This window comes from Pseudomonas sp. PL-6 (genome assembly GCF_054110165.1).
The window spans coordinates 3,348,465-3,372,728 of record NZ_CM134189.1 but is presented as its reverse complement, the minus strand read 5'-3'; the positions used below and the strand labels follow the sequence as shown (position 1 = coordinate 3,372,728).

At 66.4% G+C, this 24,264-nt stretch carries 22 protein-coding genes; 15 read left to right on the top strand and 7 right to left on the bottom strand.

Annotated elements, in window-relative coordinates:
- The first annotated feature begins 9 nt into the window (after positions 1-9).
- The 5 genes from ACW9UL_RS14345 to ACW9UL_RS14325 all read left to right on the top strand — a co-directional run bounded on the left by ACW9UL_RS14345 (position 10) and on the right by ACW9UL_RS14325 (position 4,947).
- On the top strand, positions 10-627 hold the full coding sequence (locus ACW9UL_RS14345; RefSeq protein ID WP_457787418.1) for an SPOR domain-containing protein: 618 nt from the start codon (positions 10-12) through the stop codon (positions 625-627).
- Between the two features lie 82 nt (positions 628-709).
- Positions 710-1,222: a CvpA family protein gene (locus ACW9UL_RS14340; protein ID WP_021444698.1), complete on the top strand. Its 513-nt coding sequence runs from the start codon at positions 710-712 to the stop codon at positions 1,220-1,222.
- Between the two features lie 87 nt (positions 1,223-1,309).
- A complete protein-coding gene (gene purF, locus ACW9UL_RS14335) occupies positions 1,310-2,818 on the top strand; it encodes an amidophosphoribosyltransferase (protein WP_457787417.1) in 1,509 nt (502 codons plus the stop codon).
- Positions 2,819-2,956: 138 nt separating this feature from the next.
- Positions 2,957-4,168 (top strand): O-succinylhomoserine sulfhydrylase, encoded by a 1,212-nt coding sequence (locus tag ACW9UL_RS14330; RefSeq protein WP_457787416.1) that lies wholly within the window; start codon positions 2,957-2,959, stop codon positions 4,166-4,168.
- 2 nt (positions 4,169-4,170) lie between these two features.
- The gene (locus tag ACW9UL_RS14325) at positions 4,171-4,947 is read left to right on the top strand and encodes an SDR family oxidoreductase (RefSeq protein ID WP_457787415.1); all 777 of its coding nucleotides are present in this window, start codon (positions 4,171-4,173) and stop codon (positions 4,945-4,947) included.
- 87 nt (positions 4,948-5,034) lie between these two features.
- Here the strand turns inward: ACW9UL_RS14325 and ACW9UL_RS14320 are convergent, their stop codons facing one another.
- Complete coding sequence (locus tag ACW9UL_RS14320; RefSeq protein WP_090428232.1) at positions 5,035-6,699, bottom strand: electron transfer flavoprotein-ubiquinone oxidoreductase; 1,665 nt, start codon at positions 6,697-6,699, stop codon at positions 5,035-5,037.
- A 324-nt stretch (positions 6,700-7,023) separates the two neighbouring features.
- On the opposite strand from ACW9UL_RS14320, the gene ACW9UL_RS14315 reads away from it, so the two are divergent.
- Both ACW9UL_RS14315 and ACW9UL_RS14310 read left to right on the top strand, forming a co-directional pair.
- The gene (locus tag ACW9UL_RS14315) at positions 7,024-7,773 is read left to right on the top strand and encodes an electron transfer flavoprotein subunit beta/FixA family protein (RefSeq protein WP_012018936.1); all 750 of its coding nucleotides are present in this window, start codon (positions 7,024-7,026) and stop codon (positions 7,771-7,773) included.
- Positions 7,774-8,703 (top strand): electron transfer flavoprotein subunit alpha/FixB family protein, encoded by a 930-nt coding sequence (locus tag ACW9UL_RS14310; RefSeq protein ID WP_457787414.1) that lies wholly within the window; start codon positions 7,774-7,776, stop codon positions 8,701-8,703. It begins immediately after the preceding gene.
- Positions 8,704-8,779: 76 nt separating this feature from the next.
- Here the strand turns inward: ACW9UL_RS14310 and ACW9UL_RS14305 are convergent, their stop codons facing one another.
- Positions 8,780-9,712, bottom strand: coding sequence for an alpha/beta fold hydrolase (locus tag ACW9UL_RS14305; RefSeq protein ID WP_457787413.1), 933 nt, complete (start codon positions 9,710-9,712; stop codon positions 8,780-8,782).
- 115 nt (positions 9,713-9,827) lie between these two features.
- Here ACW9UL_RS14305 and ACW9UL_RS14300 point away from each other — a divergent pair, with 115 nt between their 5' ends.
- The 8 genes from ACW9UL_RS14300 to ACW9UL_RS14265 all read left to right on the top strand — a co-directional run bounded on the left by ACW9UL_RS14300 (position 9,828) and on the right by ACW9UL_RS14265 (position 17,116).
- Positions 9,828-10,661 (top strand): substrate-binding periplasmic protein, encoded by an 834-nt coding sequence (locus ACW9UL_RS14300; RefSeq protein WP_021443546.1) that lies wholly within the window; start codon positions 9,828-9,830, stop codon positions 10,659-10,661.
- Positions 10,662-10,670: 9 nt separating this feature from the next.
- Positions 10,671-11,024: a DUF4398 domain-containing protein gene (locus ACW9UL_RS14295; protein WP_457787412.1), complete on the top strand. Its 354-nt coding sequence runs from the start codon at positions 10,671-10,673 to the stop codon at positions 11,022-11,024.
- Positions 11,024-11,836 carry an OmpA family protein gene (locus ACW9UL_RS14290; RefSeq protein WP_031302982.1) on the top strand — a complete coding sequence of 271 codons (813 nt, stop codon included), beginning with the start codon at positions 11,024-11,026 and terminating at the stop codon, positions 11,834-11,836. Before ACW9UL_RS14295 ends, ACW9UL_RS14290 begins: the two co-directional genes overlap by 1 nt.
- A 194-nt stretch (positions 11,837-12,030) precedes the next feature.
- Positions 12,031-13,500: an aminotransferase-like domain-containing protein gene (locus ACW9UL_RS14285; protein ID WP_122107136.1), complete on the top strand. Its 1,470-nt coding sequence runs from the start codon at positions 12,031-12,033 to the stop codon at positions 13,498-13,500.
- A gap of 66 nt (positions 13,501-13,566) precedes the next feature.
- Positions 13,567-15,279 carry a vWA domain-containing protein gene (locus ACW9UL_RS14280; protein WP_457787411.1) on the top strand — a complete coding sequence of 571 codons (1,713 nt, stop codon included), beginning with the start codon at positions 13,567-13,569 and terminating at the stop codon, positions 15,277-15,279.
- Positions 15,276-15,848, top strand: a complete 573-nt coding sequence (locus tag ACW9UL_RS14275) for an RNA polymerase sigma factor (protein ID WP_457787410.1) — start codon at positions 15,276-15,278, stop codon at positions 15,846-15,848. Before ACW9UL_RS14280 ends, ACW9UL_RS14275 begins: the two co-directional genes overlap by 4 nt.
- Positions 15,845-16,528 carry a hypothetical protein gene (locus ACW9UL_RS14270; protein ID WP_457787409.1) on the top strand — a complete coding sequence of 228 codons (684 nt, stop codon included), beginning with the start codon at positions 15,845-15,847 and terminating at the stop codon, positions 16,526-16,528. The genes ACW9UL_RS14275 and ACW9UL_RS14270 overlap by 4 nt, the downstream gene beginning before the upstream one ends.
- 93 nt (positions 16,529-16,621) lie before the next feature.
- A complete protein-coding gene (locus tag ACW9UL_RS14265; protein WP_457787408.1) occupies positions 16,622-17,116 on the top strand; it encodes a hypothetical protein in 495 nt (164 codons plus the stop codon).
- A 47-nt stretch (positions 17,117-17,163) separates the two neighbouring features.
- On the opposite strand, the gene ACW9UL_RS14260 is transcribed toward ACW9UL_RS14265, so the two are convergent.
- The 5 genes from ACW9UL_RS14260 to atuD all read right to left on the bottom strand — a co-directional run bounded on the left by ACW9UL_RS14260 (position 17,164) and on the right by atuD (position 24,261).
- A complete protein-coding gene (locus tag ACW9UL_RS14260; RefSeq protein WP_457787407.1) occupies positions 17,164-18,990 on the bottom strand; it encodes a long-chain-acyl-CoA synthetase in 1,827 nt (608 codons plus the stop codon).
- A gap of 292 nt (positions 18,991-19,282) precedes the next feature.
- On the bottom strand, positions 19,283-20,107 hold the full coding sequence (locus ACW9UL_RS14255) for an SDR family oxidoreductase (protein WP_457787406.1): 825 nt from the start codon (positions 20,105-20,107) through the stop codon (positions 19,283-19,285).
- Between the two features lie 60 nt (positions 20,108-20,167).
- Entirely contained in the window at positions 20,168-22,156 is a 1,989-nt protein-coding gene (locus ACW9UL_RS14250; RefSeq protein WP_457787405.1) for an acetyl/propionyl/methylcrotonyl-CoA carboxylase subunit alpha, read from the bottom strand.
- Between the two features lie 136 nt (positions 22,157-22,292).
- Positions 22,293-23,090 carry an isohexenylglutaconyl-CoA hydratase gene (gene atuE / locus ACW9UL_RS14245; protein ID WP_457787404.1) on the bottom strand — a complete coding sequence of 266 codons (798 nt, stop codon included), beginning with the start codon at positions 23,088-23,090 and terminating at the stop codon, positions 22,293-22,295.
- Between the two features lie 10 nt (positions 23,091-23,100).
- Positions 23,101-24,261, bottom strand: a complete 1,161-nt coding sequence (atuD, locus tag ACW9UL_RS14240) for a citronellyl-CoA dehydrogenase (protein WP_457787403.1) — start codon at positions 24,259-24,261, stop codon at positions 23,101-23,103.
- Positions 24,262-24,264: the final 3 nt, after the last annotated feature.

Genomic DNA, 24,264 nt, shown 5'->3' with positions numbered 1-24,264 from the left:
AGTAGGGGGATGGCATTGCTGGACAAGGGGCTCAAGCAGCGCATGGTCGGCGCGCTGGTGCTGGTGGCGCTGGCGGTGATTTTCCTGCCGATGCTGCTGTCGCGCGAGGACGAGATGCGTCGGGTGGTGGTGGACGCCCCGGCGATGCCGCAGGCGCCGGTGATGCCGGAAATCGTCGTGCAGCCGGCCGAGGTGGTCGAACCCGAAGCCTTGCCGCAGGAGCCGATTCCGCCCGAGGAGGTGCCGCCGCAGCCGCTCGAGACGCCGCCGCAGCCCGAGGTGCAGCCGGCAGCGCCGGCACCCGCGCCGAGCCAGCCCGAAGCGGCCAAGGCCGAGACGCTCGCCAGCGCGCCGGCCAAGCCCGCCAGTCGGCTGGACGCCAACAGCCTGCCGATCAGCTGGTCGGTGCAGCTGGCCAGCCTGTCCAGCCGCAGCGGCGCGGAAAACCTGCAGAAGACTCTGCGCAGCCAGGGCTACAACGCCTATATCCGCACCTTCGACGGCATGAACCGGGTGTTCGTCGGCCCGCTGATCGAGCGCGCCGAGGCCGAGCGTCTGCGCGACCAGCTCAATCGCCAGCACAAGCTCAGCGGTTTCGTCGTGCGTTTCCAGCCTGAGGCGGGTTGAGAACAGGACTTTGCAACGCCCGGTTACCCGATGCGCCGGGCTCTGCTAAAATGCTTCGCCTTTTCCGCTGGTAGGCCGCGCCGTGGTATTCACCTGGGTCGATTGGGCGATCATCGCCGTCATCGCCGTCTCGAGTTTGATCAGCCTCAAGCGTGGCTTCGTCAAGGAAGCCCTGTCGCTGCTGACCTGGATCATTGCGGGTATCGTCGCCTGGATGTTCGGCGGCGCGCTGGCCCAGCACCTCGTCGAATTCATCGAAACTCCGTCCGCACGGGTGATCGCCGCCTGTGCCATTCTGTTCGTCGCCACTTTGCTGGTCGGCGCCCTGGTCAATTTCCTCATCGGCGAGCTGATTCGCGTGACCGGCTTGTCCGGCACCGACCGTTTCCTCGGCATGGTGTTCGGCGCCGCCCGCGGCGGTCTGTTGGTGGTGCTGCTGGTCGGGCTGATCAGCCTGGCGCCGGTGGAGCAGGACACGTGGTGGCAGCAGTCGCAACTGGTGCCGCATTTTCTGATGGTCGCCGACTGGTCGAAGAACCTCATTCTGGGGTGGTCCGGTCAGTGGTTTTCCGGTGGGATCGGCTCACCCAGCTGATCCGCCATAAAAGAGCGTCCGCCTTGGCCCAAACCGCCGTGGCAGTCGCTGAAGTTAGCCTGAACTATCTAGCAGGGGTCGTGGCACATGTGTGGCATCGTCGGTATCGTCGGCAAGTCGAACGTCAATCAGGCGCTGTATGACGCGCTCACCGTCCTTCAGCATCGCGGCCAGGACGCTGCCGGTATCGTCACCAGCCATGATGGCCGGCTGTTCCTGCGCAAGGACAACGGCCTGGTGCGCGACGTGTTCCAGCAGCGCCACATGCAGCGCCTGGTCGGCCACATGGGCATCGGCCACGTGCGCTACCCCACCGCCGGCAGCTCCAGCTCGGCCGAGGCACAGCCGTTCTACGTCAACTCGCCCTACGGCATCACCCTGGCGCACAACGGCAACCTGACCAACGTCGAGCAGTTGGCCAAGGAAATCTACGAGTCCGACCTGCGCCACGTGAACACCAACTCCGACTCGGAAGTGCTGCTCAACGTGTTCGCCCATGAGCTGGCCCAGCGCGGCAAGCTGCAGCCGACCGAGGAAGACGTGTTCGCCGCGGTCAGCCACGTGCACGAGCGCTGCCTGGGCGGCTACGCGGTGGTGGCGATGATCACCGGCTACGGCATCGTCGGTTTCCGCGATCCCAACGGCATTCGCCCGATCGTCTTCGGCCAGCGCCACACCGACGAAGGCGTCGAATACATGATCGCCTCCGAGAGCGTGTCGCTGGACGTGCTCGGCTTCACCCTGATCCGCGACCTGGCGCCGGGCGAAGCGGTGTACATCACCGAGGAAGGCAAGCTGTTCACCCGTCAGTGCGCGCAGAACCCGAAATACGCGCCGTGCATCTTCGAGCACGTCTACCTGGCGCGCCCGGATTCGATCATGGATGGCATATCGGTGTACAAGGCGCGCCTGCGCATGGGCGAGAAACTGGCCGACAAGATCCTCCGCGAGCGTCCGCAGCACGACATCGACGTGGTCATCCCGATTCCCGACACCAGCCGCACCGCCGCTCTGGAACTGGCCAACCGCCTGGGCGTGAAGTTCCGCGAAGGCTTCGTCAAGAACCGCTACATCGGCCGTACCTTCATCATGCCCGGCCAGGCGGCGCGCAAGAAATCCGTGCGGCAGAAGCTCAACGCCATCGAACTGGAGTTCCGCGGCAAGAACGTGATGCTTGTGGACGACTCCATCGTCCGCGGCACCACCTGCAAGCAGATCATCCAGATGGCCCGCGAAGCCGGGGCGAAGAACGTCTACTTCTGCTCGGCGGCGCCGGCGGTGCGTTATCCGAACGTGTACGGCATCGATATGCCCAGCGCCCACGAGCTGATCGCCCACGGCCGCAGCACCGAGGAGGTCTGCGAGCTGATCGGCGCCGACTGGCTGGTCTACCAGGACCTGCCGGACCTGATCGAGGCGGTCAGCGGCAGCAAGAAGATCAAGATCGACAACTTCGACTGCGCGGTGTTCGACGGCAAGTACGTCACCGGCGATGTCGACGAGGCCTACCTGGACAAGATCGAGCAGGCGCGCAACGACGCCAGCAAGGTCAAGTCGCAGGTGGTCAGTGCCATCATCGATCTGTACAACAATTAACTCGGGCGGGCAGGGCGGGGTTCTGCCTGGTTTGATGGTGCGCGCAGCGCACCCCGACCCGTAGCCCGGATGCAATCCGGGGGATATCACAGAGGATTTCCCGGATTGCATCCGGGCTAGATTGCGTGAGGTAGCGATATGACACTGGAATGGGATGCCGGCAGGCTCGATAGCGATCTCGACGGCGTGGGCTTCGACACCCTGGCGGTGCGCGCCGGCCAGCGCCGCTCGCCCGAGGGCGAGCACGGCGAGGCGCTGTTCCTCACCTCCAGTTACGTGTTCCGCACCGCCGCCGACGCCGCCGCCCGCTTTGGCGGCGAGGTGCCGGGCAACGTCTACTCGCGCTACACCAACCCCACCGTGCGCACCTTCGAGGAGCGCATCGCCGCCCTGGAAGGCGCCGAACAGGCGGTGGCCACCGCCTCGGGCATGTCGGCGATCCTCGCCATCGTCATGAGCCTGTGCAGCGGCGGCGACCATGTGCTGGTCTCGCGCAGCGTGTTCGGCTCCACCATCAGCCTGTTCGAGAAGTACCTCAAGCGCTTCGGCGTCGAGGTGGATTATGTGCCACTGGCCGATCTCGATGCCTGGCAGGCGGCCTTCAAGCCCAATACCAAGCTGCTGTTCGTCGAGTCGCCGTCCAACCCGCTGGCCGAGCTGGTGGATATCGCCGCCCTGGCCGAGATCGCCCATGCCCGCGGCGCGCTGCTGGCGGTGGACAACTGCTTCTGCACCCCGGCGCTGCAGCAGCCGCTGGCGCTGGGCGCCGATATCGTCATGCACTCGGCGACCAAGTACATCGACGGCCAGGGCCGTGGCCTCGGCGGCGTGGTGGCCGGGCGCAGCGAGCAAATGAAGGAAATCGTGGGCTTTCTGCGTACCGCAGGCCCGACCCTGAGCCCGTTCAATGCCTGGCTGTTCCTCAAGGGCCTGGAGACCCTGCGCATCCGCATGCAGGCGCAGAGCGACAGCGCCCTGCAGCTGGCGCAGTGGCTGGAGCAGCAACCGCAGGTCGAGCGGGTCTACTACGCCGGCTTGCCCAGCCACCCGCAGCACGAGCTGGCGAAGAAGCAGCAGAGCGCCTTCGGTGCGGTGCTGAGCTTCGAGGTGGCGGGCGGTCGCGACGCCGCCTGGAAGGTGATCGACGCCACTCGGGTGATTTCCATCACCACCAACCTGGGCGACACCAAGACCACCATCGCCCACCCGGCGACCACCTCCCATGGTCGCCTGAGCCCGCAGGAGCGGGCCAATGCCGGCATCCGTGACAACCTGATCCGCGTCGCCGTGGGGCTGGAAGACCTGGCTGACCTCAAGGCCGATCTGGCGCGCGGCCTGGCCGCGCTCTGAGCATGCTGGAGTGGGGCAGCGGCGCCGCGCCGAATAACGGCCGGGTCGCGTTGGTCAGTGGTGCGGCCCGCGGCATCGGCCTGGGCATCGCGGCCTGGCTGATCACCGAGGGCTGGCAGGTGGTGCTGGCCGACATCGATCGCGAGCGTGGCTCGAAGGTGGCGCGCGCCCTGGGCGACAACGCCTGGTTCGTCGCCATGGACGTTGCCAAGGAGGATCAGGTGAGCGTCGGCGTCGCCGAGGTGCTCGGCCAGTTCGGTCGCCTCGATGCGCTGGTATGCAACGCCGGCATTGCCGACCCGCACAACCCGCCGCTGGAGGCGCTTGATCTCAGGCGCTGGAATGGTTTGCTGGCGGTCAACCTGACCGGCGCCATGCTCCTGGCCAAGCACTGCGCGCCTTACCTGCGCGGTCATCGTGGGGCCATCGTCAATATCGCCTCGACCCGCGCCAGCCAGTCCGAGGCCAATTGCGAGGCGTACGCCGCGAGTAAAGGCGGCCTGGTTGCGCTGACCCACGCCCTGGCCGTCAGCCTCGGCCCGGAGGTGCGGGTCAATTGCGTCAGCCCCGGCTGGATCGATGCCCGCGACCCGTCGCAACAGCGCCTGGAGCCGCTGTCGGTGTTCGATCATGCGCAGCACCCGGTCGGCCGGGTCGGCGCGGTGGAGGATGTGGCGGCTCAGGTCGCCTGGCTGCTGTCCGATGCGGCGGGTTTCGTCACCGGCCAGGAGTTCGTCATCGACGGCGGCATGAGCCGCAAGATGATCTATCAGGATTGAGCGCCTTAGGGCGGGTGAAACCCGTCTGCGGCGTGGAAGCAGAAACGAAAAAGGCTCCCGAAGGAGCCTTTTTCATGCATGGCCGAATTACATGTTGGGGTAGTTCGGCCCGCCGGTGCCTTCCGGCGCGACCCAGGTGATGTTCTGGGCCGGGTCCTTGATGTCGCAGGTCTTGCAGTGCACGCAGTTCTGCGCGTTGATCTGGAACTTCTTCTCGCCGTCTTCCTGCGTCACCACCTCGTACACGCCGGCCGGGCAGTAGCGCTGCGCCGGTTCGTCGTACAGCGGCAGGTTCTTGGCCAGCGGGATGCTCGGGTCGGTGAGCTTCAGGTGGCAGGGCTGCTCTTCTTCATGGTTGGTGTTGGAGAGGAACACCGAGGAGAGTTTGTCGAAGCTCAGTTTGCCGTCCGGTTTCGGGTAGGCGATCTTCGCGCACTCGGCCGCCGGCTTCAGGCAGGCGTAATCCGGCTTGTTGTCGTGCAGGGTGAAGGGTGCCTTGCCGCCGAAGATGTTCTGATCCAGCCAGTTGATGCCACCACCGATGATGGCGCCGTACTTGTGGATGGCCGCACCGAAGTTGCGGCTGCGGAACAGCTCGTCGTACAGCCAGCTGGCCTTGAAGCCATCGACGTAGTTGGTCAGCTCGTCGCCACCTTCGCGGCCGGCCGCCAGGGCTTCGGCGATGGCATCGGCAGCCAGCATGCCGGATTTCATCGCGGTGTGGCTGCCCTTGATCTTGGCGAAGTTCAGGGTGCCGAGGTCGCAGCCGATCAGCGCGCCGCCGGGGAAGACCATCTTCGGCAGCGAATTCAGGCCGCCCTTGCAGATGGCGCGGGCACCGTAGGCCACGCGCTTGCCGCCTTCCAGGTACTGGGCGATCACCGGGTGGTGCTTGTAGCGCTGGAACTCGTCGAACGGCGACAGGTGCGGGTTGGCGTAGGACAGGTCGATGATCAGGCCGACCACCACCTGGTTGTTCTCCAGGTGATAGAGGAAGGAGCCGCCGGTGTTCTCGGTGCCCATGATGTCCATCGGCCAACCGGCGGTGTGCACCACCAGGCCTTGTTCATGCTTGGCCGGGTCGATGTCCCAGATTTCCTTGATGCCGATGCCGTAGTGCTGGGCGTCGGCTTCGCTGTCGAGGTTGTATTTCTTGATCAGTTGCTTGCCGATGTGGCCACGGCAGCCTTCGGCGAACAGGGTGTACTTGGCACGTAGTTCCATGCCGGGGGTGTAGTAGCCTTCCTTGGGGTTGCCTTCACGGTCGACACCCAAGTCACCGGTGACGATGCCGCGTACCACGCCATTCTCGTCGATCAGCGCTTCCTGAGCGGCGAAGCCCGGGTAGATCTCCACGCCTAGGTTCTCGGCCTGCTGGGCCAGCCAGCGACACAGGTTGCCCAGGGAAATGATGTAATTGCCTTCGTTGTGCATGGTTTTCGGCACAAAGAAGTCGGGAATTCGGGTAGCCTTGTCAGCGTCGCGCAGCAGGTAGATGTCGTCGCGCTTGACCGGGGTATTGAGCGGGGCGCCCAGTTCCTTCCAGTCGGGGAACAGTTCATTCAGGGCGCGCGGCTCGAAGACCGCACCGGAGAGGATATGCGCGCCGACTTCGGAGCCTTTCTCGACCACGCAGACGCTGATCTCCTGGCCCGCTTCGGCGGCTTTCTGCTTCAGTCGGCAGGCGGCGGACAGTCCGGACGGGCCGGCGCCGACGATGACGACGTCGAACTCCATAAATTCGCGTTCCACAGGCAATCTCCTACTCAAGGCTCTTCGATGTTTTATGTTGGAGGGCGCGGCTCGGTCCCTAAGCGATGCGGGCGCATTATATCTACACCCTCTCAACGGGCCAATACAAACGTTTGTTTGAATTTTCTGTAGGCCTGTTAGAATCCTACTACATCGCGGATGACCGGCCGGTTCGCTGTATTGACCGAGCCAGGCCGCGGGGTCAAGATACGGGCGGTTTTGCGTTCGCCGTCTGGGCTGAAAGGTCGGTTCCGGCCGATTTTGCATCACCGGCCAGGCTCGCCTTGGCGACATTCTTATTCACCGGAGAGTAACGAGGAATCCATGAAGGTTCTTGTAGCTGTCAAACGAGTGGTTGACTACAACGTCAAGGTTCGCGTCAAGGCGGACAACAGCGGCGTCGACCTCGCCAACGTCAAGATGTCGATGAATCCCTTCTGCGAGATCGCCGTGGAGGAAGCCGTACGCCTGAAGGAGAAGGGCGTGGCGAGCGAGATCGTCGTCGTCTCCATCGGCCCGGCCACCGCTCAGGAGCAGCTGCGTACCGCGCTGGCCCTCGGTGCCGACCGCGCCATCCTGGTCGAGTCCAACGACGAGCTGAACTCCCTGGCCGTGGCCAAGCTGCTCAAGGCGGTGGTCGACAAGGAGCAGCCGCAGCTGGTGATCATGGGCAAGCAGGCCATCGACAGCGACAACAACCAGACCGGTCAGATGCTCGGCGCGCTGACCGGTTTCGGCCAGGGCACCTTCGCCTCCAAGGTCGAGGTGGCTGGCGACAAGGTCAACGTCACCCGTGAGATCGATGGCGGTCTGCAGACCGTTGCGCTGAACCTGCCGGCGATCGTCACCACCGACCTGCGCCTGAACGAGCCGCGCTATGCGTCGCTGCCGAATATCATGAAGGCCAAGAAGAAGCCGCTGGAAACCGTTACCCCGGACGCCCTGGGCGTTTCCACCGCCTCCACCGTCAAGACCCTGAAAGTCGAAGCGCCGGCTGCTCGCAGCGCCGGCATCAAGGTCAAGTCCGTGGCTGAACTGGTCGAGAAACTGAAGAACGAGGCGAAGGTAATCTAAATGACTATCCTGGTTATCGCTGAACACACCAATGCCGCCCTGGCTGCCGCGACCCTGAACACCGTTGCCGCTGCCGCGAAGATCGGTGGCGAGATCCACGTGCTGGTTGCCGGTAGCGCCTGTGGCGCTGCTGCCGAAGCTGCTGCCAAGATCGCTGGCGTAGCCAAGGTGCTGGTGGCCGACAACGCTGCCTATGCCAACCAGCTGCCGGAAAACGTCGCGCCGCTGGTAGCCGAGCTGGGCAAGGGCTACAGCCACATCCTGGCTGCCGCCACCAGCAACGGCAAGAACATCCTGCCGCGCGTCGCCGCTGCCCTGGACGTCGACCAGATCTCCGAGATCATCGCCGTCGAGAGCGCCGACACCTTCAAGCGTCCGATCTATGCCGGTAACGCCATCGCCACCGTGCAGTCCTCGGCTGCCATCAAGGTGATCACCGTGCGTAGCACCGGTTTCGACGCCGTCGCTGCCGAAGGCGGCAGTGCTGCCGTTGAGGCCGTTTCCGGTCCGGCCGATGCTGGCAAGTCTGCCTTCGTCGGCGAAGAGCTGGCCAAGTCCGATCGTCCGGAGCTGACCGCTGCCAAGATCGTCGTGTCCGGCGGCCGTGGCATGGGTAATGGCGACAACTTCAAGCACCTGTACGCCCTGGCCGACAAGCTGGGCGCCGCCGTCGGTGCCTCGCGCGCCGCAGTCGACGCCGGCTTCGTGCCGAACGACATGCAGGTCGGCCAGACCGGCAAGATCGTCGCGCCGCAGCTGTACATCGCCGTCGGTATCTCCGGCGCGATCCAGCACCTGGCGGGCATGAAGGACTCCAAGGTGATCGTCGCGATCAACAAGGACGAAGAGGCGCCGATCTTCCAGGTGGCCGACTACGGCCTGGTCGCCGACCTGTTCGAAGCCGTACCGGAGCTGGAAAAGCTGGTCTAAGCCGCTTTCTCCGCTGCGAAAAGAACCCGCTCCTTGGAGCGGGTTTTTTATTGGCGATCGGTCAAATACGAGTGACTCACGGCGGCGTCAGCCCCTCCAGAAAACGCCGGTAGAGCAGGGCGCTTTCCTGCGGTCGCTCCAGCATCGGCGCATGGCCGACGCCCGGCATCACTACCACGCTGGGCTGGCGCAACAACGGCCGCATCACCTCGATGCTGGACACATGCAGCACGCGGTCCTGCTCGCCCCACAGCAGCAGGGTCGGGGCCTGGATTTTCGGCAGTTCCGGCTCCAGCGGGATATAGCGCTCGACCAGTTGCTGGAATACCCGCTCGTAATGCTCGCGGTTGGCCATCGACCGTTCGGCCAGGTGGCGCCGGAGCGAGTCGGGCAGGTAGGGCGGCTCGACGAAGACGAACTGCAGCAGGCGCTGGAAGTCTTGCGGCTGCCGTACCACCAGCGGGTTGGGTGCGCCGCGTTCGAGCAGTTCGAAGAGTTCGCTCTTGCTCGGCGCCTCGACCCCGGCGTTGTCGAACAGCGCCAGCGAACGCACCCGCTGCGGGTAGCGCGCGGCAAAGAGGGCGGCGATATGCCCGCCCATGGAGTTGCCCAGCAGATGGGCGCGGTCGATATCCAGCGCGTCGAGGATGCTCGCCAGGCGTTCGGCCTGGGTGCCGACGTCGTAGCTGCCGACGGGGCGGTCGCTGTCGCCGAAGCCGGGCAGGTCGAGGGCGATCACCCGATAGCGGTCCGTCAGGTGGCGGGAAAAGCGCAGCCAGTTATCCTTGTCCGCGGCGAAGCCGTGGATCAGCACCAGGGTTTCGCCCTTTGCCGGCCCTCCCTGGTAGTAATGGATGTTAAGATCGCCGGCACGCAGCTGTTCGTGGCTCAGCCCGGCGCGCTGCTGCTCGATCAGGCGCAGGCTGGCCAGCTGGGTCGCCGGAAAGAAGTAGAGCGTCGCGGCGGCAGCGGCGAGCAGCAGTATCAGGCCGAACAGCAGTTTTTTCATGGCGCGTCCTTATCGCGAATTATTATGGCGGCGCCATTAAGCTAGCATGAACATGGATGGTTTCCCGGGCTTGCCCACCTTCCTTGTCGATCACCGCATGAACCGAGAGTAGCCAATGCCCGAGCGTTGTCTGTTTAAGTCCCTGCTGCTGTGGTGCGCCCTGGCGCTGATGCCGGCAGCCGCCCTGGCGGTGGGCAAGTGCGAGCGCCTGGTGGCGACCGGCAATCCCGAGTATCCGCCCTACCTGTGGCGCGATCCGCAGAATCCGCAGCAGCTGATCGGCGCCAACGCCGACCTGCTCAAGCACCTGGCCAAGGAGCTCGGTCTGGTGGTGGACGTGATCCACACCGGGCCCTGGTCGCGGGCGCAGGACGAGGTACGCACCGGGCGGGTCGACCTGATCGCCGGCGCCTTCCTCACCCTGCCGCGTCTGGAGAGCATGGACTACGTGCATCCGGCCTTCTTCTTCACCCCCAGCGTGGTCTGGGTGCGCAAGGGCGAAGGTTTCCCCTACGGCAGCTGGGTCGACCTGCAGGGGCGCACCGGCGACACCCTGGTGGGCAACAGCTTCGGCCAGCAGTTCGATACCTACGCCAAGCAGCACCTGACCCTGGAAGGCGTGTCCAGCCTGACCCAGGCGTTCCAGAAGCTGCTGCTCGGGCGCACCGACTACGTGCTCTACGAGCGCTACCCGGGCCTGGCGTTGGCCGAAACCCTGGGCATGGACGACGACCTGGAGGTGCTGGAACCGCCGATCTCCAGCGAAGGTCTGTTCCTCACCCTGTCGCATAACTCGGCGTGCAACGAGCCCTGGCTGCGCGGACAGCTGGCGCGGAAAATGACAGAATTGGTCGCCGCCGGCCTGCCCGAGCAGTTGTTGCAACGCAACCTGGAGCTGTGGAAGGCCCAGCAGATGCAGCCCGACCCGGTCGGCGACGTCAATCAGTAGGAAACTCTCGTGATCAATCGACCCCTTTGCGCGCTGCTGCTGGCGCTGGGCCTGACGGCCTGCGCCAACGATCCGGCGCCCACCGAACAACTGCGTCTGACCGAACAGGCGCTGGCCCAAGCCAAGGCCCTGGGCGTGGCCCGCGAGCAATCGGCGCCGTTGAGCCAGGCCGAAGACAAGCTGGCCCAGGCACAGGCCGCGCTGCACGACGGTCGCCACAAGCAGGCCCGGCTGCTGGCCGAGCAGGCCGAACTGGACGCCCGCCTGGCCGAGGCCGAGCACCTCAATGGCAAGGGGCGCGAGCAACTGGCCGAGCTGAACCAGCGCATCGGTCGTCTACGCCAGCAACTGGGGGCCATGTGATGAGCCGCTCGATGCCTATCGCCGCCCTGCTGCTGGCGGCCACCTTGCTCGGCGGTTGCGCGGCCCAGCAGCCGGCCAGCGACCAGGCCCTGGAAGCGGCGCGCACCAGCTTCCAGACGGTCAAGGAAGATCCCAACGTCCTGCGTGCGGCGCCCAAGGACGTGATTCGCGCGGGCGAATCGCTGGCGCGGGCCGAGCGGCTGTCCAGCTACTGGGGCAGCGGCGCGGACGTGCGTCACTATGCCTACCTCAGTCAGCGTTATGCCGAGATCGCCCGTCAGCACAGCGAGATCGCCCTCAACCAGGAGCGCGTGGCCAAACTCGAGCTGGAGCGTGAGCGCCTGCAGCTCACCCTGCGCGAGGCCAAGCTGCTCAGCGTGCAGCAGCACAACGGCTGGCTGGAGGAACAGATGGTCAGCCTCGCCGCCAGCGAAACCGAGCGCGGTCTGGTGATGACCCTGGGCGACATGCTGTTCGACGCCGGGCGCGCCGAACTGCAGCCGGCGGCCAACCGCACCGTGCTCAAGCTGGTGCAGTTCCTGCAGATCAACCCGCAGCGGCGGGTGCGTATCGAGGGCTATACCGACAACACCGGCAGCGCCGAGGAGAACCTCGAACTGTCGCGCGCGCGGGCGCAGAGCGTGGCCGATCTGCTGGTGGACCTGGGCATCGACGCCAAGCGCCTTCAGGTGGTCGGCTACGGCGTCGACTTCCCGGTGGCGGAGAATGCCTCGGCGCGCGGGCGGGCGCAGAACCGTCGGGTGGAGATCGTCTTCTCCGATGAGCGCGGCCAGCTCGGCGCCGAACGCTAGATACGCCCGGCTGCACACGAACCCCGGCCTGGCCGGGGTTTTTCGTTTCTGCGCCTGTCTGGCCGCAATCGCCTGGGCATAAGGCATACAGCTGCCGTACGAATACTGTATGGCCGACACTGTTCTGAACTGTACCAGTACACTTTCGGGTAAATCGGCTACTGTTATGGTTCAGTGACCCGAAGGAGACGGCCATGACCAATCTGTTGCTCTACCAGCGCATCGCCCAGCAGTTGGCCGAGGACATTCGTCGGGGCGTCTACCAGCCGGGCGAGCGGGTGCCCTCGGTGCGCAAGATGAGCGCGCAGCTCAACGTCAGCCATGCCACCGTGCTGCAGGCCTACGCCAATCTGGAAGACCAGGGGCTGATCCGCGCGCGGCCGCAGTCCGGCTTCTACGTGCACCAGACGCCGGCGCTGACCGCGCCGACCCCGGATATCGCGCGGGTCGAGCGCCCCGGCCTGGTCACCCGCAGCAGCATCATCAACCAGGTGCTTACCGAGTCGCGCCGCGAGGGGGTGTTCCCGCTGGGCGCCGCGGTGCCGCACGTCGACTACCTGCCGGTGCGCGCGCTGCACCAGCAACTGGCCAAGGTCACCCGTTTCCACAGCCCGCGCGCCTTCAGCTACATGTTCAGCCCCGGCTTCGAGCCGCTGCGCCGACAGGTGGCGATCCGCATGCGCGACGCCGGGGTGGTGGTCGACCCGTCCGAGGTGGTGATCACCCATGGCTGCGTCGACGCCCTGCAGATGAGCCTGCGCGTGCTGACCCAGCCGGGCGACCTGATCGCCGCCGAGTCGCCGACCTACTACGGCCTGCTGCAGCTGGCCGATCTGCTCGGTCTCAAGGTGATCGAGATTCCCAGTGACCCGACCACCGGCATCAGCCTGGAGGCCCTGCAGCTGGCGGCCAACCAGTGGCCGATCAAGGCGCTGGTGCTCACCGCGCGGCTGTCCAACCCGCTTGGCGGCACCGTTCCCGAGGAACGCCAGCGTCAGTTGCTGCGCCTGGCCGGCGACTACGACATCCAGATCATCGAGGACGATATCTACGGCGAGCTGATGTTCGAGCAAGGGCCGACCAAGGCGCTCAAGTCGCACGATCGCGACAGCCGGGTGATCTACTGCTCGAGCTTCTCCAAGACCCTGTCGCCCGGCGTGCGCATCGGCTGGATAGTCGCCGGCAAATACCAGGACGAGATCCAGCGCCTGCAGACCTTCACCACCCACTCGGCGTGCAGCGTGACGCAGATGGCGGTGGCCGCCTACCTGGAGAACGGCGGCTACGACCGCCACCTGCGTTTCATCCGCCAGGAGTACCGCAAGAACCTCAGCGCCTTCCAGCTGGCGGTGCAGCAGTATTTCCCCGACGGTACGCAGATGACCCGGCCCAAGGGCGGCTTCATCCTCTGGGTCAGCCTGCCGGTTCGGGTCAATACCAAGGACCTGCACGTGCGCGCGCTGCAGCAGGGCATTTCCATCGCCCCCGGGCTGATCTTCAGCAACACCGAGCAGTTCAACCATTGCGTGCGGCTGAACTGCGGCATCCCGTGGAACCGCGAGGCCGAGCGCGCGCTGATGACCCTGGGCATGCTGGCCAGCCAGCTGTGCCAGGAGGTGAGCGGCGGCTTGTCGCTGGAGCGGGCGGGCGGCATAGCGGTTTAACCCGAATCGGGCAGGGGCTGCGTCTACCTGAGCGAAGGTTCCATGCCATTGCTCAGGAGCTGCACCATGTCCGCTTATTCCGTACTGCTCGTTCGTCCGCTCGCCGCCGGTTTCGCCGCCGGTGTGTTGCTCGCCCTGGTCGCCTGCAGCGTCTCGGGCCCCGAAGCCGAGGCGCAGGGCAAGCCCGCCGCGCCGGCCGCCACGCTGCACGACAGCCTGGCGGCGCCAGTCGCCGCCGAGGCGCGTGCCGAGCTGACGCGCAAGCGCGAGCGCCTGCTGCCCAACCATGTCGCCCCTGCCTCCAGCCCCATGCTCGATACCTTGCCGCCGGTCTACCGCGACGTGGCGCGCGAGCAGTACCAGACCTACGCGGACAACCCGGTATTCGCCGTGGCGGAGACGCCGGTGTCGACCTTCAGCATCGACGTGGACACCGGCAGCTATGCCAACGTGCGGCGTTTCCTCAATGGCGGGCAACTGCCGCCGAAAGACGCCGTGCGTCTGGAAGAGCTGGTCAACTACTTCCCCTACGCCTACCCGTTGCCGCGGGGCGACGCGCCCTTCGGCGTCGGCACCGAACTGGCGGTCACGCCCTGGAATCCCGACACGCGCCTGCTGCGTATCGCCATCAAGGCGTCGGATCGCAGCGTGGATGAGCTGCCGCCGGCCAACCTGGTGTTTCTCGTCGATGTCTCCGGCTCGATGCAGCGCCGCGAAGGCCTGCCGCTGGTGCAGGGCACGCTCAAGCTGCTGGTCGAGCAGCTGCGCCCGCAGGATCGCGTGTCGCTGGTCACCTATGCCGGCGCCAGTCAGGTGGTCCTGGAGTCCACGTCCGGCGCCGACAAGGCGGCCATTCGCGCGGCCATCGACCAGCTGACCGCGGGCGGCTCCACCGCCGGCGAGTCGGGCATTCAACTGGCCTATCGGCAGGCGAGCAAGCACCTGATCGACGGCGGCATCAACCGCATCCTGCTGGCCACCGACGGCGACTTCAACGTCGGCATCAGCGACTTCGACAGCCTCAAGCAACTGGCCGCGGACAAGCGCAAGAGCGGCGTGTCGCTGACCACCCTGGGCTTTGGCGTGGACAACTACAACGAGCGCCTGATGGAGCAGCTGGCCGACGCCGGCAACGGCAACTACGCCTATATCGACAACCTGCGCGAGGCGCGCAAGGTGCTGGTCGACCAGCTCGGTTCGACCCTCGCCACTGTGGCCAGCGACGTCAAGCTGCAGCTGGAGTTCAACCCGGCCGAGGTCAGCGAATACCGCCTGCTGGGCTACGAGAACCGTGCGCTCAAACGCGAGGATTTCAGCAACGACAAGGTCGATGCCGGCGAGATCGGCGCCGGGCATACCGTCACCGCGCTCTACGAGATCGTGCCGGCCGGCGGCAAGGGCTGGCTGGAGCCGCTGCGCTACCAGACCGCCAGCCAGGCTACCGGGCAACGGGGCGAGCTGGCCTGGCTGCGGATTCGCTACAAGGCGCCGGGGGAAGCGAGCAGTCGCCTGCTGGAACGACCCATTGCGCGCGACGAGGCGAAACCGGTTGCGGCCGCCAGCGAGGATCTGCGTTTCGCCGCGGCCGTGGCCGCCTTCGCCCAGCAGCTCAAGGACGGCCGTTACACCGGCGACTTCGATCTGGCGCAGAGCATCGCGCTGGCCCGCTCGGGCAAGGGCGAGGACCGTTTCGGCCTGCGCGGCGAGTTCATCCAGCTGGCCGAAATCGCCCAGAGCCTGCACACTTCCGGCTCCACTCCAGTACGAGTTCAGCAGTGAACGCACCTCTCACGGATGACGACGCCGCCCTGTTGCGGCGTTACCGCCGCGGCGACGCCGCGGCCTTCAATGCGCTGTACCAGCGCCATCGGCTGGGTCTGTTCCGCTTTCTGCTCGGCCTGTGCGGCGACCACGCCCTGGCCGAGGAGGTGTTCCAGGAAACCTGGATGAGCCTGGTGCGCAGCCAGAGCGAACAGCGCGAGGCGGTGTTGTTCAAGACCTGGCTGTACCAGATCGCCCGCAACCGGCTGATCGACCACTGGCGCAAGACTGGCAGGCACCAGGCCGGCCACGACGCGTACGATGAAGGCCAGCACGCCCAGGCGGACCCGCAGCCGGGCCCGGAGCAGCAGCTCGGCCTGAGCCGCGACAGCCAGCGCCTGCAGGCCGCGCTGGCGGACCTGCCGGCCGACCAGCGCGAGGTGTTCCTGCTGCGCGCCCATGGCGACCTGGAGCTGAGCGAGATCGCCGAGCTGACCCGCACGCCGGCCGAGACGGTCAAGAGCCGCCTGCGCTACGCCCTGCAGAAACTACGCCGGCTGCTGGCTACCGAGGAGTTGTCCGCATGACCCACGATCGAGAAACACTGGACCACGAACAGGCGCTGCTGGCGCATTTTCGTGCCCATGGCGAAGGCGAACCCTCGGCCGAGCTGGACGCACGCATCCTGGCGGCGGCAAGCGCGGCCGCCCGTGAGGCGAAGCAGGCCGAAGCCGTCAGCGACAAGGCTGGCTGGCCGCAGCGTTTGCACCAGTGGCTGTTCGGTAGCGGCCGGCAGCGCTGGTCGGTGGCGGTAGCCGGGCTGGCCTGCGTCGGCATCGGCGTCAGCCTGACCTGGCGCACCCTGGAGCAGACTCCGGAGGCATTCGATGCCGTGCCGCCCGGCGTGGCCATGAGCCCAGCTGCGCCAGCCTCCGCGCCGATGGCGGCCAAGCGTGCTGCCGAGGGCGAGTCGGTGGCGCGCATGGCCGCTCCTCAGGAACGGATGAAGGCCGAGGTCATGGCACGCTTGGCGCCACCTGCCGCGATGGCCGACGCGCCGATGGCCAGCACCGCGGCCATAGCGCCCATGGCCGAGTTGGTGAGCCAGAGCGAGCCGCGCGAGGCCTTGCTGCGTCTGCTGGAGCTGCGGCGTACGGGCAAGCAGGCCGAGGCAAAGCGTTTGCTGGAGCAGTTGCAGGCCGATTATCCGCAACTGGATATCGAAGCCGAGCTGAGCCATCTGGCTGCCGAGCCGCTTCAGGAATGAAGGGCGAGGTAAAAGTCGTGTAAGCCGGCTTGCCAGCCAGGCACGGGCAGGGGAGCATGAGCGCATCGTCGACCGAGTTACCCTTGTCCCATGATGCGTAAGTCCCTTCCGTTGCTGCTGTGCCTGGCTTGGCTGAGCGCCTGCGAGCGTACAGCGGAGCCCGTGGCGCAGCAGCCCGAGCCTGTTCCGGCGCCGCTTGCCGCGCCGGTCGAGGCGCCTGCAACCGAGGTTGCCAAGCCTGAGCCCGTCGAGCCGGCGTCGCCGGCCGAAGCCGCCGAAGTCAAACCAGCCGCGCCTGGCAAACCTCAGGCCGTTGCCAAGCCCAAGCCGGCCGCCGCGCCGCAGCTCAAGCCCGAACTCGAGCCGAAACCGGCGCTGGATCTGAGCGTGCCGCAGGAGCTGTTCGAGCAAGCGTTGGAGAGCGAAACCCGCGAGGAGCTCTCGCCACTGCTGCCTCCCCTGTTCGGCGACAAACCCGAGACTGTCAGCCCCTTCCAGCTCAGCGGTCGGCTGATCAGCAACGAGCGGGTGGACGACTACTGGGAGTCCATCGAAGGCGCCGAGTTGCAGTTCGAGTTCAAGCAGTAGCGCGGCCGGTGCGCGGCGCCCCCTAGCGCTTCCAGGCGTTCGAACGTTCAGAAGCGATAAGCCTGGCGCGCGATGGCCGCATGCAGCGCGTCATCCAGCGGCTGGAAGCTCGCCGTGCCGGGCAGGCGCACGTAGAGCGGCCCATCGACCCGGCTCGGGTCGTAGCCGGCCTGCTTGAGGTCGGTCTTCTTGTACTTGAAAGTGCCGGTGGTCTCCACCTCGCCGAGCAGGCGCACGAACAGCGGCGCGGCGTAGGCCGGCAGTTCGCGATCCAGGTGCGCGGCCAGTGCGGCGCCGTCCAGCTCAAAGCCAGGCGCCAGGCGCAGCGCGGCCATGCCGCAGCGGCCATTGGTACCGGGAATCTCCACACCGTAGACCACCGCGTCCTCCACCCCGGCGAAGGCGCCGAGCACGTTTTCCACCTCGGTGGTGGAGACGTTCTCGCCCTTCCAGCGGAAGGTGTCGCCGAGGCGGTCGACGAACTGCGCGTGCTTGCAGCCGATGTCGCGCATCAGGTCGCCGGTGTTGAACCAGGCGTCGCCCTTCTTGAACACGTCGCGCAGGATCGCCGCCTCGCTCTTGGCCGGGTCGGTGTAGCCGTCGAACGGCCACTTGGCACTGATCTCGCTGATCAGCAGACCCGCTTCGCCTTTGTCGGCCTTCTGCAGAAAGCCCTTCTTGCCGCGCAGCGGCCGATCATTCTCCAGGTCGTAGCGGACGATGGCGTAGGTGGCCGGGGTATAGCCGACGGTGTTGTCGAAGTTAAAGACGTTGGTGAAGCCGATATTGCCCTCGCTGGAGGCGTAGAACTCGGTGATCTGCTCGACGCTGAAGCGCTGCTTGAATTCGGCCCAGATCGACGGGCGCAGGCCGTTACCGATCATGCAGCGCAGGCTGTTGTTCTTTTCGATGTCGGTTTCCGGCTGATTGAGCAGGTAGCGGCACAGCTCGCCGATATAGCCGAAGCAGGTAGCCTGGTAACGCGCCACGTCGCTCCAGAAGGCACTGGCGGAGAACTTGCGGCGCAGGGCGATGGCCGCGCCGCCGGCCAGGGCCGCGCTCCAGCACACGGTGACGGCGTTGTTGTGGTAACAGGGCAGGGTGAGGTAGAGCACGTCGCGCTCACTGAGCGTCAGGCCGGAGTGGCCGAAGCCGCCGTAGGCCTTGATCCACTTGCCGTGGCTCATGATCGAGGCCTTGGGCAGGCCGGTGGTGCCAGAGGTGTAGATCAGAAAGCAGGGATCCTTCATCCGCACCAGGGCGCTGTCCGGCGGGTTGCCTTCGGCCTGGCCGCGTGCCAGCTGCATTGGGTTGCGCCAGCCGTCCGGCGCCTGCCCGGCGTCCTCCAGGCAATCCTGGTCGGCCACCCAGTAGCGCGGCGCATCGGGGTTATCGAGCTGCCCGGCGACCTCGGCGAAGGCCGCCTGCAGCTCGGCGCCGACCACCAGAAAGCCCGGCTTGACCAGGTTCAGGCTATGGGCCAGCACCTTGCCGCGCTGGGTGGTGTTGACCAGCGCGCCGACCGCGCCGAGCTTGCTCAGGGCGGCGAGGATAGCCAGCAGCTCCAGGCGGTTCTCCAGCATCACCGCAACCACGCTGCCGTGACCCACGCCCTCGGCCTTGAAGGCCCAGGCCAGGCGATTGGCCCAGGCGTTGAACTGGCGGTAGCTGAGCCGGCGTTGCTCGTCCAGCAGCGCCGGACGCTCGGGATGCAGCTGCGCGGCGCGCTGCAGCGCCCAGGCCAGCGACAGCTTCTTCTCGCGGTTGCGGATGCCGGCGTAGTACAGGCCGCGCAGCATGCGCGGCACGCGCGGCAGGTGCTGCGGCAGGTGGGCGAGGAAGCGAAAGGGCGAAATCAGATCGGCTTGGCTCATGGGGCTCGCACTTGAACTGTTATGAATTGGAGGCGAGTTCTGACTCTAGTCAGCCTGGCGCGCACCAGCCATGGCTCTGGTGCGTCCAGCGGCGGGCAGATCGGCAAATAGCCGAGGCTTTCGGTGAGCAAGTCGGCTGTCCGTAGCCCGGATGAAATCCGGGGGTGGCTGGCGCATTCTTCCCGGATTTCATCCGGGCTACGAAACCGAAACGACGTTCCCTTTCCCACAGCCCTTCTCCCAGGAATGGGAGAGGGGGAGCAGAGTAGCGGCGATGCACCCAGTGGGGCGTTCAATCAACGAACAGGTCGGGTACCAGGCTGCCGCCAGCGGGATCGAAACGGTACTGCTCGAAGTCGGTGACGCCTCGTTCACGCAGGATGTCCTCGTCGATCAGCAGGCGCCCGCTGATGCTGCGGCCCTCGCTACTCAGGATGGCGTGGGCCGCATCGGCCATGATGGCCGGGCTGCGCGCGCGCTTGAAGGCGTCGCGGCTGCCCAGTTCGAACTCGATGGCGGCGGTGGCGATCATGGTCTTGGGCCACAGCGAGTTGACGCTGATGCCGTATTTCTTGAATTCCTCGTTCATGCCTAGGGTGAGCATGCTCATGCCGTACTTGGTGACGGTGTAGGGGCCGTGCTGGGCGAACCACTTGGCGTCGAGGTTGAGCGGTGGCGACAGGTTGAGGATATGCCCGCCGGGGCTCTTTTTCAGATAGGGCAGCGCTGCCTGGCTGCACACCATCACCGCGCGGGTATTGATCTGGTACATCAGGTCGAAGCGCTTGGGTTCCAGCCGTTCCACGCCCACCAGCTTGATCGCCCCGGCGTTGTTGACCAGCGCGTCGATGCCGCCGAAATGCTCGGCGGCACGGGCCATGGCGGCGGCCACGGCCTGTTCGTCGCGTACGTCCAGTTGCAGGGCCAGGGCCTGGCCGCCGGCGGCCTCGACCTCGGCGGCGACGCTATGGATGGTGCCTGCCAGCTTCGGGTGCGGCTCGGCGCTCTTGGCCGCGATGACGATGTTGGCGCCGTCGGCGGCAGCCTTGAGTGCGATCTCGCGGCCGATGCCGCGGCTGGCGCCGGTGATAAACAGGGTCTTGCCGGAAAGTGACATGGGCGTTCCTCTTGTTGTTCTAGTCGTAGGGTGGATGGATGAAGCGCCACCCACCCTGCATCAGACTTCTGCCGCTTCGATCTCCACCAGCAACTGGCGGTTCTTGACCTGGTCGCCCTGGCTCACGCCGACGCGGCGGACGATGCCGTCGACGCCGGCCTTGAGTGGGTGTTCCATCTTCATCGCTTCCAGCACAACCAACAGTTGTCCCTTGCTCACGCTGGCGCCCTCGGCGATCAGTACGTCGACGATGGCGCCATCCATCGGTGCCTTCACCGCGCCGCTGCTGGCGGCGTTCTGTCCACCGGCCGGCTCGTGGGTGACGTCCTGTAGCTCCAGGTTGCCGTGTTCACCGTACAGCCACAGACGCTCGCCTTCGCTGTGATAGGCCTGGCGGCGGCGCACGCCGTCCAGTTCCAGGGTCAGCCAGCGGCCGTCGCTGGCCAGCAGGCGCAGAGACAGCTGCTCCTCGCCCCGACGCACGCGCAGCTGCGCCTGCGGGCCGCTGGCGATCACGTCCAGTTCCACGGCGTGCTTGTGTTCGCCCTGCTTGAGGACGAAGCGCCAGGGTACGCTGCCGGCGCTGCGCCAGCCGGCGAGGCCGGGCTGGTGCGCGCGGGCGTCGGCTGAGGCCTGGTAGAGCAGGGCGGCGGCCACGGCCAGCACGGCCAGGCTGGCGGTGTGCGGCTGCAGGCTGGGATCGCCTGCGAAATGTTCGGCGATAAAGGCGGTGGTGGCGTTGCCGGCGGCGAACTCCGGGTGCTTGAGCAGGTTGGCGAGAAAGCGCTGGTTGCCGTTCACCCCCAGCAGCACGCAGTTTTCCACGGCGCGCAGCAGCTTGCGCCGCGCTTCGTCGCGGGTTTCGCCGTAGGCGATGACCTTGGCCAGCATCGGGTCGTAAAAGGGGGTGACGGCCTGGCCTTCGACCAGGCCGTGGTCGATGCGCACGCCGCTCAGCAATTCCGGCTCCCAGCGCAGCACCTGGCCGGTTTGCGGCAGGAAGCCGGCGGCCGAATCCTCGGCGTACAGGCGTACTTCCATGGCATGGCCGGTGAGGCGAATCTCGTCCTGCTGCAGCGGCAGGGGCTGGCCCTTGGCCACGCGAATCTGCCAGGCCACCAGGTCCTGGCCGGTGATCAGCTCGGTGACCGGGTGTTCCACCTGCAGGCGGGTGTTCATTTCCAGGAAGAAGAACTCGCCGCTGGCGTCGAGCAGGAACTCCACGGTGCCGGCGCCGACGTAGTTGACCGATGCCGCCGCCTTCACCGCCGCCTCGCCCATGGCGCGGCGCAGCTCGGGCGTCATCACCGGGCAGGGCGCTTCCTCGACCACCTTCTGGTGGCGACGCTGCACCGAGCAGTCGCGCTCGCCGAGGTAGAGGATATTGCCATGCTGGTCGCCGAAGACCTGGATCTCCACATGGCGCGGGCGGATCACCGCGCGCTCGAGGATCAGCTCGCCGGAGCCGAAGGCGTTCTGCGCCTCCGAGCGAGCGGTGCGGATCTGCCCCAGCAGTTCGGCGGCTTCCTGTACCAGGCGCATGCCACGACCGCCGCCGCCGGCGCTGGCCTTGATCATCAGCGGGTAGCCGATGCGCTCGGCTTCGCGGGCCAGGGTGTCGTCGTCCTGGGCGGCGCCTTCGTAGCCGGGAATGCAGGGTACGCCGGCCTCCAGCATGGCGATCTTGGACAGGCGCTTGCTGCCCATCAGGTGAATGGCTTCCACGGTCGGGCCGATAAAGACGATTCCAGCTTCTTCACAAGCGCGGGCGAATTCGGCGTTCTCGGAGAGAAAGCCGTAGCCGGGGTGAATGGCGTCGGCACCGGTCTTGCGCGCGGCCTCGATGATGGCGTCGATGCGCAGGTAGGACTGGCTGACCTGAGCCGGGCCGATGCACACGGCTTCGTCGGCGATCTGCACATGGCGGGCATCGCTATCGGCCTCGGAGTACACCGCCACGGTGCGGTAGCCGAGTTCGATGGCAGTGCGCATCACCCGGCAGGCGATCTCGCCACGGTTGGCGATCAGGATCTTGTTGAATGCGGGCATCTGCGTGCTCCTGTGGGGCGATCCCCGGATTGCTGCCGGGCTGCGCTGTTCTTGCGTAGGGTGGATCGCGCTTTATCGATCCACCGTTTGGTGACCTGAATTGGTGGATGTAAAAAGCGACATCCACCCTAGGGTTTCACTCTGCCCATCTGGGCTTGCGTTTCTGCACGAAGGCCAGGGTGCCTTCGACGCCCTCGGCGCCGGTGACGGCCGCGGCGAACTGTTCGGCGCCGCGATCGAGCAGCGGGCCGAGGGCCTCGCGCTCGCTGGCCAGCAGCAGAGCCTTGGTCTGGGCGTTGGCCTGGGGCGCGCACTGGCGGATCTGCGCCAGGGTCTCGTCCAGGCGCTGCTGCAGGGCGGCGTCATCGTGCTCGCAGTAGTGCACCAGGCCCAGGCGCAACGCCTCGGCGCCGTCGAAGCGGGCGGCGGTCAGGGCCAGGCGGCGCGCCTGGGTCAGGCCGATGCGCCGCACCACGAAGGGGGCGATCTGCGCCGGGAGGATGCCGAGGGTGGTTTCCGGCAGGCCGAACTTGGCGCCGCTCGCCGCGATGGCCACGTCGGACACGCAGGCCAGGCCGAAACCACCGCCGAGCACGGCGCCTTCCAGCACCGCCACCAGTACCTGCGGAGCGGCCTGGGCCTCTTCCAGCAGCGCACCGAAGGCGCGGTTCAGCTCGCGGTAGGCGTCGCCGCCGCGGGCTCTGGCGCCGGCCATGTCCTTGATATCGCCGCCGGCGCAGAAGTGGCCATCGGCACCGCGCAGCACGAGGGCGCGCACGCCGGCGTCGTGGCGCACGGCCTCCAGGGTGGCGCGTAGTTCGCCGACCATGGCCAGGCTCATGGCGTTGCGGCTGTCCGGGCGGTTGAGGGTGACGTAGAGCACGCCCTCGACCTGCTCCAGCAGCAGGGTCTGGCAATTCGGCAGTTCGGCCATGGTCGCCTCCTCAGCCCTTTTTCTTGCCGGGCAGGATGCCCATCAGCTTGCAGATGATGCCGAGCATGATTTCGTCGGCGCCACCGCCGATGCTGACCAGGCGCACGTCGCGGTAGGCGCGCGACACCGGGTTGTCCCACATGAAGCCCATGCCGCCCCAGTACTGCAGGCAGGCGTCGGACACCTCGCGGCCCAGGCGGCCGGCCTTGAGCTTGGCCATGGACGCCAGCTTGGTCACGTCGCGGCCCTTCACGTACTGTTCGGTGGCCTGGTAGACCAGTGCGCGCAGGCACTCGATCTCGGTCTGCAGCTCGGCCATGCGGAAGTGGATGACCTGGTTGTCGATCAGCGGTTGGCCAAAGGTGTGGCGCTGCTTGCAGTAGTCGATGGTGCTGTCGACGCAGTGCTCCAGGCCCTTGATCATGTTGGCCGCGCCGAACAGGCGCTCTTCCTGGAACTGCAGCATCTGCATCATAAAGCCGGCGCCTTCGGCCCCTATGCGGTAGCGCTGCGGCACGCGCACGTTGTCGAAGAACACCTGGGCGGTCTCCGAGCTGCGCATGCCGAGCTTGTCCAGGTGCGGGCTGACGCTGATGCCCGGGGTCTTCATCGGCACCATGATCAGCGATTTGTTGACGTGCGGCTTGTCGTCCGAGGTGTTGGCCAGCAGGCAGATAAAGTCGGCACTCGGAGAGTTGGTGATCCACATCTTGCTGCCGTTGATCAGGTAGTCGTCGCCGTCCTTGCGCGCGGTGGTCTTCAGGCCCGCCACGTCGGAGCCGGCGCCGACTTCGGAGACGCCGATGCAGCCGACCATCTCGCCGGTGATGGCCGGGCGCAGGAACTCTTCGCGCAGCTCGTCTGAGCCGAAGCGCGCCAGGGCCGGGGTGCACATGTCGGTCTGCACGCCGATGGACATGGGGATGCCGCCGCAATGGATGGTGCCGAACTCCTCGGCGGCGACTATCGAGTAGCTGTAGTCCAGGCCCATGCCGCCGAATTTCTCCGGCTTGGAGATGCCCAGCAGGCCCAGCTCGCCGGCCTTCTTGAAGATGTCGTGGATGGGGAAGCGGCCTTCCTTCTCCCAGGCGTCGACGTGCGGATTGATTTCCTTGTCGACGAAGTTACGGACGGTGCGGCGGAGTTCTTCGTGTTCCTGGGTGAAGATCATTGT